Source organism: Neorhizobium huautlense (assembly GCF_030811685.1).
Taxonomy (GTDB): Bacteria; Pseudomonadota; Alphaproteobacteria; order Rhizobiales; family Rhizobiaceae; genus Neorhizobium; species Neorhizobium huautlense_A.
On sequence record NZ_JAUSRF010000009.1, the window covers coordinates 97,157 to 110,621 of the forward strand.

11 protein-coding genes are annotated in these 13,465 nt (G+C 60.7%); 7 read left to right on the top strand and 4 right to left on the bottom strand.

Annotated features, from left to right (window positions below; all coding sequences use genetic code 11):
* Nucleotides 1-192: 192 nt before the first annotated feature.
* The 4 genes from J2T09_RS14785 to J2T09_RS14800 all read left to right on the top strand — a co-directional run bounded on the left by J2T09_RS14785 (nt 193) and on the right by J2T09_RS14800 (nt 4,620).
* Complete coding sequence (locus J2T09_RS14785) at nt 193-1,848, top strand: phosphoethanolamine transferase (protein WP_306836209.1); 1,656 nt, start codon at nt 193-195, stop codon at nt 1,846-1,848.
* A 251-nt stretch (nt 1,849-2,099) separates the two neighbouring features.
* Nucleotides 2,100-2,480: a diacylglycerol kinase gene (locus J2T09_RS14790; protein ID WP_306835917.1), complete on the top strand. Its 381-nt coding sequence runs from the start codon at nt 2,100-2,102 to the stop codon at nt 2,478-2,480.
* Between the two features lie 95 nt (nt 2,481-2,575).
* Nucleotides 2,576-3,238, top strand: a complete 663-nt coding sequence (locus J2T09_RS14795; RefSeq protein ID WP_306835919.1) for a response regulator transcription factor — start codon at nt 2,576-2,578, stop codon at nt 3,236-3,238.
* Nucleotides 3,235-4,620 (top strand): sensor histidine kinase, encoded by a 1,386-nt coding sequence (locus tag J2T09_RS14800; RefSeq protein WP_306835921.1) that lies wholly within the window; start codon nt 3,235-3,237, stop codon nt 4,618-4,620. Before J2T09_RS14795 ends, J2T09_RS14800 begins: the two co-directional genes overlap by 4 nt.
* A gap of 796 nt (nt 4,621-5,416) precedes the next feature.
* On the opposite strand, the gene J2T09_RS14805 is transcribed toward J2T09_RS14800, so the two are convergent.
* Nucleotides 5,417-6,991, bottom strand: coding sequence for a VOC family protein (locus J2T09_RS14805; RefSeq protein ID WP_306835923.1), 1,575 nt, complete (start codon nt 6,989-6,991; stop codon nt 5,417-5,419).
* 60 nt (nt 6,992-7,051) lie between these two features.
* On the opposite strand from J2T09_RS14805, the gene J2T09_RS14810 reads away from it, so the two are divergent.
* A complete protein-coding gene (locus J2T09_RS14810) occupies nt 7,052-7,606 on the top strand; it encodes an NADPH-dependent FMN reductase (RefSeq protein ID WP_306835924.1) in 555 nt (184 codons plus the stop codon).
* A gap of 164 nt (nt 7,607-7,770) precedes the next feature.
* Here the strand turns inward: J2T09_RS14810 and J2T09_RS14815 are convergent, their stop codons facing one another.
* Entirely contained in the window at nt 7,771-8,307 is a 537-nt protein-coding gene (locus tag J2T09_RS14815) for a hypothetical protein (protein WP_306835926.1), read from the bottom strand.
* A 174-nt stretch (nt 8,308-8,481) separates the two neighbouring features.
* Between J2T09_RS14815 and J2T09_RS14820 the strand changes: the two genes are divergently transcribed.
* On the top strand, nt 8,482-8,754 hold the full coding sequence (locus J2T09_RS14820; RefSeq protein ID WP_306835928.1) for a hypothetical protein: 273 nt from the start codon (nt 8,482-8,484) through the stop codon (nt 8,752-8,754).
* Here the strand turns inward: J2T09_RS14820 and ppdK are convergent, their stop codons facing one another.
* The gene (gene ppdK, locus J2T09_RS14825; RefSeq protein ID WP_306835930.1) at nt 8,755-11,442 is read right to left on the bottom strand and encodes a pyruvate, phosphate dikinase; all 2,688 of its coding nucleotides are present in this window, start codon (nt 11,440-11,442) and stop codon (nt 8,755-8,757) included. It abuts the gene before it with no gap.
* Between the two features lie 207 nt (nt 11,443-11,649).
* Between ppdK and J2T09_RS14830 the strand changes: the two genes are divergently transcribed.
* Complete coding sequence (locus tag J2T09_RS14830; protein ID WP_306835932.1) at nt 11,650-12,630, top strand: VOC family protein; 981 nt, start codon at nt 11,650-11,652, stop codon at nt 12,628-12,630.
* 354 nt (nt 12,631-12,984) lie between these two features.
* On the opposite strand, the gene J2T09_RS14835 is transcribed toward J2T09_RS14830, so the two are convergent.
* Nucleotides 12,985-13,446 (bottom strand): Ivy family c-type lysozyme inhibitor, encoded by a 462-nt coding sequence (locus tag J2T09_RS14835; protein WP_306835934.1) that lies wholly within the window; start codon nt 13,444-13,446, stop codon nt 12,985-12,987.
* Nucleotides 13,447-13,465: the final 19 nt, after the last annotated feature.

Here is a 13,465-nt window from a genome sequence, read left to right on the forward strand (position 1 = left end):
GGGGGAGATCGGCTGGGCGCACCGTCGGCATTCCACATGCGATAGCCCCTTGTGGAAGGCCGAAAGTGCGGGACGAGACCCGTGGCTCGGGGGGCTTATTCAGGCGCCGCGATTTTAAGACATTCAGGTGACTGTCAGGATCGGGTGCGATTTCGCCGGCAATCGAAACTGCCGGAAGTTTTCCCCTTGTCCATGCATAATCTGTCCCATTCCGCCCGCCGTCCGTCATGGCGGCTTGCCCGCCCTGAGATCGGCAGCATCACGCTTGCGCTCCTGACGGCGCTTTATCTGATTGCCTTCACCAACCGCACGTTCTTCACGCGGTCCTTCGAATACTTTGACAACCACCTGTCGCTGGCCGCCTTCATTTTCGGCCTCACCTGCCTGTTTGCCGCCTTCACGATTGCGATCTCGGTCAAATATCTGATGAAGCCGCTGCTGATCCTGATGGTGCTTTCCGCAGCCTCGGCCTCGTGGTTCATGGACGGGTTCGGCACGATCATCGATGTCGACATGATCCGCAACGCCGCCACCACCACGACGTCGGAAGCCGGCCATCTGATCACCCCTGCCTATCTCCTGCACATGACCGTGTTCGGTATCCTGCCCTCGCTTCTGGTCGCTTTCGTGCGGATCAAGCACCGCAACTTTTTCGCAAAACTCCGCTGGAACCTCACCGCCATCGTGCCGCTGCTGCTTCTGGCGCTTGCCTGCGGCGTCAGCAGCGCGCGCTCGATCGCGGCCGTCACGCGCCTGCACAAGGATCTTATCCTGACGCTCAACCCGTTCGTGCCGGTCGGCAGCGCCGTCGCCTTCGTGCTCGCCTCCGAAGCCGATAAAAACATCGTCGCCGCCCCGCTCGGTACCGATGCGAGAGTTGCGGGCCCGACCAGATCCGGCAAACCGCGGGTGCTGATCATCGTCACCGGCGAAACCGCGCGTGCCGAAAACTTTTCGCTCGGTGGTTATGACCGCGAAACCAACCCGGAACTGAACAAACACGACATCACCTATTTTTCCGACACATCCAGCTGCGGCACGGCGACGGCCGTTTCCGTGCCCTGCATGTTCTCCAACCTGAAACGCAGCGGTTATTCGCACCGTGCCGGTCTCGCCAATGAAAACCTGCTCGACGTTTTTGGCCACGCCGGCATCAGGACCGAATGGTGGGAAAACAATACCGGAGACAAGAACGTTGCCGACCGCACCACCATGCATTCCTTTTCCAACGCCAACGATCCGCGTTTCTGCACCGCCAACGAATGCCTGGACGATGCGATGATCGACCAGCTCGACACCTGGCTTTCGAATGTGAAGGGCGACAGCGTGCTGGTCCTGCACCAGCTCGGCAGCCATGGCCCGGCCTATTACCAGCGTTACACGCCGGAATTCGCCCGCTTCACGCCCGAATGCAGGACCGGCGAGATCGGCACCTGCGAGCGCCAGTCGGTGGTCAACACCTATGACAACACCATCCTCTACACCGACCACATCCTTAGCTCGGTCATCGACCACCTGAAGGCACGCGAAAACAGCATCGACCCGGCGATGATCTACATGTCGGACCACGGTGAATCGCTCGGCGAAAACGGCCTCTACCTGCACGGTGCGCCTTACATCATCGCCCCGTCGCAACAGACGCATGTGCCCTTCGTTCTGTGGCAGGGCACGGAAATGAAAGCCATGGTCGATGCCGGATGCCTGACCAGACGCGCCGGCGAAGAAGCCTCGCATGACAACCTTTTTCACACGGCGCTCGGGCTGATGTCGGTCAAAACCTCGGTCTACACGCCAAAACTCGACGTGCTGTCCGCCTGCCGCGCCCCGGCGAGTGGAGCAAGCTCATGACCCTTCCCGACTATGCTTTCTCCGCACATAAAAAGTCTAATGGAGGCCGTGAACGGCGCCTTCTTCCGATCTCCCCCCTTGAGGGGGGCTCGAAGAGCGGGTTGAGACCCGTGGCTCAACCCCGGCAGTCCGGCAGGACAGAGGGGGGTGGCTCGCGGATTTCCTCTGCCCACGAACCTGCCGCACCGTTGCATACCCCCCTCTGTCACCTTTCGGCGACATCTCCCCCTCAAGGGGGGAGATCGAAGGGAGTGTGTGGCGACGCTCCACCAACCAAAATCACCGGCAGCCGGCACCTTGCGGCAGCACTCGGCTATTCGCTGGGTGGTGCCGCAAGGTTGCTCGGCGAAACCGCATTCCGCCACGAACTGCTTGCCGCCATCGGCATCTTTGGCGGTTTCGCTTTTGTCGGCGCCAGCGTCTCCGAATACGTGTCGATGGCCGTGCTGTTTCTGGCGCTGATCGCCGCGGAAGCCCTCAACACGGCAATCGAGGAGATCATCGACCGCATCTCCCCGGAATGGTCGAAAACCGGCAAAAATGCCAAGGATCTCGGCTCGTTCGCAGTGTTCTGCCTCCTTACCGCCAACGGATTGATGGCGGCTTTCGTCATCGGCTCCAGACTTGTGTGACCATGAACCCCGCCAGTGCTTCATCCCCTCTCGAAATTTTGGCCCCATCTCTGCTAGATAGGGGTCACACATCACGATGGGATGGAGCAGCCAGTTTGAGAGTTCTTCTGATCGAGGACGATGCGACGCTCGGCGAAGCGGTGCGCGATCATGTGGCGGCCAGCGACCATGCCGTCGACTGGATGAAAACCATCGATACCGGCGGTGCCGCGCTCGCCACGACCTCCTATGGCCTCGTGCTTCTCGACCTGCGCCTGCCCGATGGCAGCGGCATCGATCTTCTCAAAAAATTTCGCAGCACTGGCGGCACCACGCCGGTCATCATCCTTACCGCCCACGACCAGATTTCCGACCGTATCGAGGGACTGAACAGCGGTGCCGACGATTATCTTGTCAAACCCTTCAATCTGGGAGAACTCACCGCCCGCATGCTGGCCGTCAGCCGCCGTTACAGCGGCCGCCCGGTATCTCTGGTGAAGGTCGGTGATCTGGAAATCGATGCCGCCGACCGGCGTGTGGCGCTGGCCGGCGAACCGGTCACGTTGTCGGGCCGCGAATGGGCGGTGCTGGATGCGCTCGCCGCCCGCCCGAATGCGGTGGTCTCAAAGGCGCAGATCGAGGAGGCGCTTTACGCTTTCGGCTCCGAGATCGAGAGCAATACGGTCGAAGTCTATGTCAGCCGCTTACGCAAAAAACTCGGGCGCGATCATATCGCCACCTTGCGCGGCGTCGGTTACCGGCTGGGGCGCGAACAATGAACCCGTTTGCCCGTGCCTCCGGCCCGTCGATGACACGCCGGCTGATCTTTTCCATCACCGCCATGATGGCGTTGCTCTGGCTGCTCGCCGTCGGCCTCGGCCTTGTGGTGATGGAAGAGGAATATGCCGAAATGTTCGACGGCACGCTGCAGGATACCGCCGAACGGCTGGTGCCGCTTGTTGTCGATGATCTCGAGCATCGCGGCATGCTCGCTGAACCCGACGACAATCGCCCCGGCACCGCGCCCCAACAATTGCAGACCGGCAATTCCAGCGGCGACCGCGAATACCTGATCTATCAGGTGCGCGATGCGAGCGGCCGCGTGCTGATCCGCTCGCATGACGCGCCGGAACAGGCGTTTGAAACGCCGCTGAAGGCCGGCTTCTGGAAAAACACCACCTACCAGTTTTACACCGCCACCGATGAAAGCGCCAAAGTGTTCATCCAAGTGGCCGACGCTTTTGAGAACCGCGAAGAGGCGCTGCGCGAGGGCGCAATCGCTCTCTTCCTGCCGCTTGCCCTGCTGATCCCGGTCAGCGGCATCGCCATCTGGCTGGTCGTGCGCCGCGCCGTGCAGCCGGTGGGCGAATTGCGCCGCCAGATCGAAACCAAGGACGGCGGCAATATGGAGCCGGTCGATGCCTCCATCCTGCCACGCGAACTGCAGCCGATCGCCACCTCGGTCAACCTGCTGATGACCCGCCTTCGAACGGCGCTGGATGCCGAGCGCGAATTCACCTCCAACAGCGCACACGAATTGCGCACCCCGATCGCCGGCGCGCTTGCGCAGACCCAGATGCTCATCAGCGAGTTGCGCGACCCGGCCAACCGCCACCGCGCCGGCCAGATCGAAGCTTCGCTCACCCGCCTCAGCCACCTCGCGGAAAAGCTGCTGCAACTGTCGCGCGCCGAAGCCGGCATCGGCATCGCCGAAAAATCCGTCGATCTGAGCCTGGTTCTCGACATGGTGCTGACCGATTTTTGGCGCGGCATGAACGAACCGCAACGCCTCATCCTCAACCGCACCGAGGGCGCAAAACTCACCGGCCCGTTCAGCGAGGATGCCTTTGCCATCGTGCTGCGCAACCTGATCGAAAACGCGCTGGTGCATGGCAGGCCAGGCGAACCGGTCGAGGTGTTTCTCGAAAACGGCGGCCCGGTGCGCATCGTCAACGGCGCTGACCTGATGAGCGAAGGCGAGCTTGCCACCATCCGCAAACGTTTTTCCCGCGGCAAGACCGAGGCTACCGGTTCAGGGCTCGGCCTCTCCATCGTCGAACGGCTGCTGGGCCAGATGGGTGGCAAGCTGGTGCTGGCGTCGCCGGCTGATGGGCGTAAGGACCGTTTCGAGGCGCGGGTGGAATTGCCGAAAACTGTTTAAATCGGCGGATTGCCTGCGAACCTTGTACGGCGTAAATTTGCGCAAGAGATTGGGGCGACCATTTAGACCATTTGCTATGTCGACCAGCAGGACATTCATTCGCTTGAAGACCGCGATTGGGGAGCCCGTGCCACAGGAAGTCCAAAAATCCCGACCTGTGCTTCACCGTCCGACCGTTGATCCACTCGGTTACGACACGCGTGACCCCGCCTATCCCGCCAAACTGGCCGCCGACGCATTGAGCGGTCAGCACGAAACGGAAATACGGAAGGAGGTTCGGGCTGCTCTGAAACGCTGGGGTATGCGCAAATGACGGATGATCAAGTTCATGTCCATGCAGCCGCCACACAGAGTTTTCGACCCGAATCGAAAGTCCCGAACGAAGAGACGCGTGCCGCCCTCAAGGAAGCTCGGGAGATCCGCAAACGACGTACAGCACGTTTCGAAACGCCGAACGCGCTTCTTGCCGATCTGAACGACCTAGAAATTTTGGCGACGGACAGGAATTGATGATGCGAACCGGGCGGCCCGGTTGGCTATCGCGCATGGGATGCGAAGGGTGCGCCCAGCCAATCTCCCCCCTTGAGGGGGAGATGTCCGGAAGGACAGAGGGGGGGTCTGGCGGAACTTCGCCCTCAGATCATTTGCCGCACCGTTGCTTACCCCCCTCTGTCACCTTTCGGTGACATCTCCCCCTCAAGGGGGGAGATCAGTGGGAGGCTGCGGCACCGTCCGAATATCATATGCGGGAATCAAAGCGAGCGCGCGGCTCCGCCCTCAGGCAGTCACAATGGCTTCACCGCGCCAGCCACTTCCCCACCACACCGCGGTCCGCTTCCACGACATCATGCCCGGCCTCGACCGTCATCATCGTCACCTCCACCGAACGGGCAGCCAGAATTTCCATCAGTTTCAATGCATCCGCCGCATAAGCATCATTGTCCCCGGCGACGATCAACACCTCGGCCTCAGCACTCGAAACTTCCACCGCCGGAAGATCGCTCAGCACCGGTACCGGCCGCATCAACACGGCCCGGCGAATGACGCCGGGATGCAGCAACATCACGGCGCTCAAAAAGTTGGCGCCATTGGACTGGCCGACAAACGTGGTCTTTTCCGGATCCACGCCATAAGCCTGCTTCAGCTGGCCGACCATCTCGACAAAGGCTTCCGCTTCGGAGGCGATATCCTTCTGGTCAAACGTGCCATCCTCGAAACGGCGGAAGAAACGTGGCACGCCTTCTTCGGTCGCCCGCCCCCGCAGCGCCAGCAGAATCGTATCGGGCGCTACAATGCGGGCGAATGGCAAGAGGCTGGTTTCATTGCCGCCGCTGCCATGCAGCAGAACCAGCGTCTGGTCGTCCGGCGTTTCCGGCATGTATATCCGGTGCACGAAAGGCAGTTCACGGTAACGGATGCGCGGTTCTCCCGGCAGGCTGAATTGCGGCAACATGGCCCTCGAATCCGCCTCGCGGTCCTGCCAGTGCGGCGGGATGAACAGCGTCGTGCCGAGCTCTTCCTCGCTTTCATCCAGCATGAAACCCGGCTCGTCGGTGGCATATTCGATCAGCGAACCACCCGGCTCGCGCGCATAAAGCGAATAAAAATATTTGCGGTCATGCGCATTGGTGGGCGAACCATCGACCGATGCGATGTTTTCCGCCACCCTGTGCACGGTGTCGACATCAGGCGCATTGAGCGCGATATGGTCCAGCGTGCCGGTGCCGGGGGCGGCGGTCCAGAATCCGGTCGCGTCGCGCACATCCACCATGCCGCCGGTTGCAGATGTCAGCCGCGTCTGGCTGCCTTCCACCGGGCCGCTCTCCAGCCCGAAGTTCTGGGTTAGAAACGCAATCGTCTCCGCCGGCTTTTCAGTCAGGATCGTGCCGCTGCGCAGCGCCACGACCGCGTATTCCTCAGGGATGCCCTCGCCCGTCCACGGTTTGCCGCCGAAAACGGAAAGATCCTCGACGCCGATCAGCTTGACGATAATGCCATCCGGGTCCTTCAGGCGCAGCACCGGCTCGCCGAATTCCTGTGCCGGACCTTGCGTCGTGATCCCGAATTGCAGCGCGCGGGTCAGCCAGAAACCGATGGCGTCACAGGAAACAGCGAGACCGATCTCATTCGGCGCGCCATGGCCGACACGGCCCGGAGACCCGTCTTCCCAGGCGAGAAACGTCACAAGCGAACCGGGAGAGGAAACCGCATCGCCATAGAACAGGTGCAGCTGCGTGGCATCCTCGAAACCGGCGGTGCGTTTCACCAGCCGCAGACCGAGAAACCCGACATAAAAATCGATATTGGCCTGAATGCTGCGGGTGATCGCCGTGATGTGATGCAGTCCGCTCTTTGCTTTTATCCCGGTCATTGTCCGCCGCCTCCTGGGTCTCTATGTGACGGTTGTTATAAACAATCGGAGCGAAGACGCATGGTCAAACTTGTCGGAATCTCGGGCAGTCTCAGAAACAGATCGTTCAACACTTCGCTCTTGAACGCGGCGGCAGTGCATCTGCCCGAAGGCGTGACACTGACAAAAGGCACGATATCCGGCATCCCGCTCTACAATGCCGATGAAGAGGCGGAAGGCATTCCGCAAGCGGTGACGGTGCTGAAACGCCAGATATCCGAGGCCGACGGCGTCATCCTGTTCACGCCCGAATACAACAATTCCATCCCGGGCGTGTTCAAGAACGCCATCGACTGGCTTTCCCGCCCGCATCCTGACATCGCCGACGTCTTCAAGGGCCGCCCGTTCGCCATCGCCGGCGCCTCGCCCGGTAATTTTGGCACGCTGCTCTCCCAGAATGCGTGGCTGACCGTGCTGCACACGCTGGGGGCTGATGCATGGTCGGGCAAACGGCTGATGGTGGGCAGTGCGGCCAAGGTGTTCGATGCGGAAGGACGCATTACAGACGAGGCGGTTGCCAAAAGGCTTGGTGATTTCGTGGGCGGTTTTGCGGCGTATGTGGCGGCGAAGGGGTAGAGGTGGGCACCCCACAACCTTGACTTTTGGTGGCGAAATCGATAAAAAATCGTCTAGGCAGGCTGACTTCAAGGTCGCTGTCAGGCCAACCAGATCGGCAACGATCTGGTCTCGTAAACCACGGTAATGGGCGATAGATGCGAGGCCTGACAGCTTGTCAGGCCTCAATCATTATGGGGTATACGTCTCTTCTCAAACAGGCACTTGCGCGCAAAATAACTCAGCGGTTTGCGAGAAATCCTGCTCGCAACAATGACCTTCGGATGTGCCGACAACACTTCCATTCGGACATCGTTAAAGCCCTGCGGCTCAAGGCAATACACAACTGACCATGTCCGCCCATCCGCCATTTCGACAAAGATCAGGTTTTCGGCCCCACCGAAACTCCGCGACATATGGGTGAGGCTGTTGTTTTCAATGCTTTCCCTGATCCTAACGCAAAGCTGCTTCGACATTTCGTAACGATCCGCATCAAAAACTCTGCGGGTTCCGTGATGATCAAGCATGTGGTGATCATGCCCATGTTTGGCACGCTCAGTGAAGACATGGCAGGAAAACACGATCGTCACCTTGATGTCGGTACCGGGATCGCTGCCTTTTCCCGGGATTAAGGCCGCAAATGCATTCAGGTGTGAAAGGTCATGGCGATCTGTTCCAACCGCTATCCAGAAATATACCGCAGGAATTGCCACGACCACCATTACACCCTATGCGCGCATAAATCTGTATAGTGTCCCCTCTGGCAAAACCAGTGGAAATCCCGGAGCACATCCAGACAGGGCTGCGCCAAAAGATCCGATTTCCATTGCCGGTCCAAAATGCGCTAGGATAAATCCAATGCGCCGCCCCCGGCAACATCACCATGGAGTTCCCTCATGCGTCCCCACCATCTCGTGCTGCTGACCGCCCTTGCCGGCATGCTCGCCTCCTGCCAGACGATGACACCGGAAGAACGGCGCGCGGCCGATGAGAGCAAATGTGTCGGTTACGGTTTCAAGCCGCGCACGGAAGGCATGGCGCGCTGCCTGCTGGACCTCGATCTCGACCGCCGCGCCGACCTGCGCCAATGGCAGGATGAGATCAACAACCGCCCTCGTTTCTATGGACCGGTCATCGTGCAGCAGCCGGTCGTCGTGCGTCCGCGTTAATCAGCGAGATGGTGTAGCGCCAGCCCTGACCCTGATCGCCGCCTGCGCCGCCGCAAGCCTTGCGATCGGCACGCGAAACGGCGAGCACGACACATAATCCAGCCCGGCATCCTCGCAGAAACTGATGGAGGCCGGGTCGCCACCGTGTTCGCCGCAGATACCGAGTTTCAGGTCGCCCCTGGCGCGCCGCCCTCGTTCCGCCGCCAGCTGGATCAGCTCGCCAACGCCCTCGAAATCCAGCGACACGAACGGGTCGTGTTCGATGATGCCCTTCTTCTGATAGGTCGGAATGAAGGTGGCGGCATCGTCGCGGGAAATGCCAAAAGTCGTCTGGGTGAGGTCGTTGGTGCCGAACGAAAAGAATTCCGCCGTTTCGGCAATCACGTGTGCCCGCAAGGCGGCGCGTGGCAATTCGATCATCGTGCCGGCCAGATAGGTGGTTTCGCGCCCCGTTTCCTTCGCCACCGAGGCTGCCACGCAATCGATCACGCCCTTGACGTAATCCAGTTCGGCACGCAGGCCCACCAGCGGCACCATGATTTCCAGTGCCACCGGCGCGCCTGTTTCCGCGGCCGCAGCAGCGGCGGCTTCAAAGATGGCACGCGCCTGCATCTCGGCAATCTCCGGATAGGAAATCGCCAGACGACAGCCACGATGGCCCATCATCGGGTTGAATTCGTGGATGGCATCGATGCGGCGCGCAAGGAAACCCGGCTCCATGCCCATGGCCTCGGCCACATCGTTTATCTCGGCTTCCGTTTTCGGCAAAAACTCGTGCAGCGGCGGATCGAGCAGACGGATCGTCACCGGCAGGCCGGACATGATCGAAAACAGCTCGAAGAAGTCGCTCCGCTGCATCGGTAGCAGCTTGTCGAGCGCGGTACGGCGGCCAGCCTCGTCTTCTGCCAAAATCATCTCGCGCATGACATGAATGCGCTCGCCTTCAAAAAACATGTGCTCGGTGCGGCAGAGGCCGATGCCTTCGGCGCCAAAGGCGCGGGCGGCGCGGGCATCCTGTGGCGTATCGGCATTGGTGCGCACATTCATGCGCCGACACTGATCGGCCCACTGCATGAGCCGGCCGAAATCGCCCGACAATTCCGGCTGGATCATCGGCACCAGACCGGCCAGAACCTGCCCGGCCGAACCATCCAGCGTGATGATATCGCCGCGTTTCAAAACAACGCCGCCGGCGCCGAGCAGCTTGTCGTTGCGGGCATCGACACGGATCGAGCCTGCACCGACCACGCAGGGAATGCCCATGCCGCGCGCCACGACCGCCGCATGACTGGTCATGCCGCCGCGCGTGGTCAGAATACCTTCTGCAGCATGCATGCCGTGAATGTCTTCCGGGCTGGTTTCGGTGCGCACCAGAATGACTTTTCGCCCCTCCGCTTCGGCCGCGATCGCCTCTTCCGAGGTGAACACGATCTCGCCGCTTGCCGCCCCCGGAGAGGCCGGCAGGCCGGCGCCGATCACCCGACGTTGCACGTTCGGGTCGATGGTCGGGTGCAGAAGCTGATCGAGCGAGGGCGGCTCGATGCGACAGATGGCGTCTTCGTGGGTAATCACACCCTCATCGACCATATCGACGGCGATCTTCATGGCGGCGCGGGTGGTGCGTTTGCCATTGCGGGTCTGCAGCATGAAAAGCTTGCCGCGCTCCACCGTGAATTCGATATCCTGCATGTCGCGAAAATGCGCTTCCAGCGTGGTGCAGACGGTTTTGAACTCGGCAAAAGCCTCCGGCATCAGCTTTTCCATCGAGGGTTTTTCGCCACCGGTGGCGATGCGCCCCTCTTCGGTGATCGACTGCGGCGTGCGAATTCCGGCCACCACGTCCTCGCCTTGAGCGTTCACCAGAAACTCGCCGTAAAGAGCCTTCTCGCCGGTCGAGGGATTGCGTGTGAAGGCAACGCCGGTTGCCGAGGTCGAACCGAGATTGCCGAAAACCATGGCCTGAACGCTGACCGCCGTGCCCCATTCGGCGGGAATATTGTGCAGCGTGCGAAAGGTGACGGCGCGCGGGTTCATCCAGCTGGCAAACACCGCGCCGATCGCCTTCCACAGCTGTTCGTGCGGATCCTGCGGAAAGGTTTCTCCGAATTCTTCCTCGATCATGTCCTTGTAACGCGACACGACCTGCTGCCATTCGACGGCGCTCATCTCGGTATCGTATTCGTGGCCGCACTGGGCCTTTTCGTCTTCCAGAATTTCCTCGAAAATCTCGTGATCGACGCCCATCACCACATCGGCATACATCTGGATGAAACGACGATAGGTATCCCAGGCAAAACGCGCATCACCGGCATCATGGCCGAGCGCCTGCACGGTTTCGTCATTGAGGCCGAGATTGAGCACGGTATCCATCATGCCGGGCATGGAGGCGCGGGCGCCGGAGCGGACGGAGAGAAGAAGCGGGCGTGTGTCGCCGCCAAATGTGCGGCCGGTTTCTTCCTCCATGGCGCCGATGCCATCCAGCACCTGGCGGCGCAGTTCTTCCGGCAGGGCGCGACCATTGGCGTAATACCAGGTGCAGACATCGGTGACGATGGTCATGCCGGGCGGCACCGGCAGGCCAAGCGCTGCCATCTCGGCAAGGTTGGCCCCTTTGCCGCCTAAAAGTGCACTGTCGGCGGCTCTCCCTTCCGCCGTGCCACCGCCGAAGCGGTATACCCATTTCGCCATGCCTGCTCTCCACCCGATGCGGGCCTGTTCTTGTCTTTTGCCAAAGGCTTACAGCATATTCCTTTGGGAGGAAACGCAAGCGTCCGCATCGATTGCTGCGCCGCAATGGAAAAAATATCCATCCCGATGCCAAATACGAGGATGTGATATGCTTGTGGCAAAGGAAAGGATTACGCAAAAGCAGCAAAATCAAAACGGAACTCTTCCATGCCTGTGACGAGACGACACATCCTGGCGCTTGCGGGCGTGACAACGGCTGCCGCCGCCCTTCCCGGCGCACTGACCGCCGAAGGCATCACGGACAACATGGCCGCACAAGCCAACCTGCCCTTCGCGCTGACCACACCGATCCATTGCGGCGAAGTTGCCTTGCGGGTGCGCGATCTCGACAACATGGTGGCCTATTACCGCGCGGTTCTGGGCCTCGCCGAATTGTCGCGCACGAAGGAAGGCGCAACGCTCGGTGCCGGCAAAACCCCGCTACTGCATCTCATCACCACGCCGGATGCGAAAATCGAGCCCGTCACCAGCGCCGGGCTTTACCATGTCGCCTATCTGATGCCGAACCGGGCGGAACTGGCGCGCTGGCTGGTGCATATCGCCATGACGAAGGTGCCGGTCAGCGGTTTTGCCGATCACAATGTCAGCGAGGCCATCTATCTGATGGACCCGGAAGGCAACGGCATCGAGGTCTATTGCGACCGCCCGCGCGAAAACTGGCAATGGAATGACGGCGTCGTCACCATGGGAACCGAACAGCTCGATGTCGACGGCATTCTGGCGCTGGCGGATACGACGAAAGACACGTTTGAGCGTGCCCCGGACCTGATGCGCATTGGCCACATGCATCTGAAGGTCGGAGACCTGACGAAGGGCGACGCGTTTTACGTGGCGGCAGCCGGGCTGGTGCATACGCGAAAAGGCCGCGAGGATGCGGCCTTCCTGTCATCCGGCGGTTACCACCACCACGTGGCGATGAACATGTGGCACAGCAAGGGGGTTGGCGCGCGCGAAAGCGGGCAGACCGGGCTTGCGTGGTTTTCGCTTGAAGTGACCGATAACGAGACACTGGAGGCGCAGCGCAGCCGTTTCGAGACTGCCGGTTTTGCGCCGAAAAGCCTGACCGACGGAAGAGGTTTCGAGGTCATCGACCCATGGGGCACCGGCCTGCGACTGGTGCTGGCGTAAACACGCCCTGAAACGCTTACCACGCTTTTTGGGAAACGGGCGCAACGGCCAAAAAAATAGGCTTTGCGGGGCCGCCTGCTCCGGCCCCGCAAAGCCTTCCGACCAGGACAGGAAAACCCGGTCGGGGGGTTCTTTCAGACAAGACCGGTTGCATCTTTTGCGCGCCCCGGCGGTCCGCCCTTGTTGAAATCATTAATAAACCGCTAACGGCTTTTCGTCCTCCCACAAATGGGTGAAACAGCGCAAATCAAAAAACCAAATTTGGTAACGTTCGGGAAAAACGGGTAGATTTACCTTTCCGTTTTTGCTTGACGCCCTAAGCGGCGTCACGGAGAAGTCATAAATAACAAAGACTCAGATGCCGGGCGTCATCAAAACCCGCATCTGATCGGCGCTTGGCTCGCCCAAAAGTTGCTGCCCATCCTTCGGATCGATCAGCCGCGCCCAGACCTTGGCCCCATCCGGCGAGAACAGAATGCGGATATGGCTATTCGGGCAATTGCGCGGATCGCAGGCACCGAACAATTCGAAATCGCCCTCCGGCAGCGTGACGACGCGCGACATGCCGGTGACATAACGCGCACTGGTGATGATGCTACGTGCCCATTCCGGCAGGTCGCGGCGCCCGCGCAGAAGGGCAACCAGCGCCTTCTTGTGTTCAGGCGATGTGGCGACGACGTGATTGAGGGCGCGATTGCCGATGGCGGGCGTTGAAGGCTGGGTGGTTTGGGCGGGCTGGGATTCCGCGAGGACCAGTGGAGCGGGAGAGAGCACGGCGGCGGAAACGAGAAGGAAGGTGACGAGAAATCGGAGCATGGGCACTGCACCACAGAAA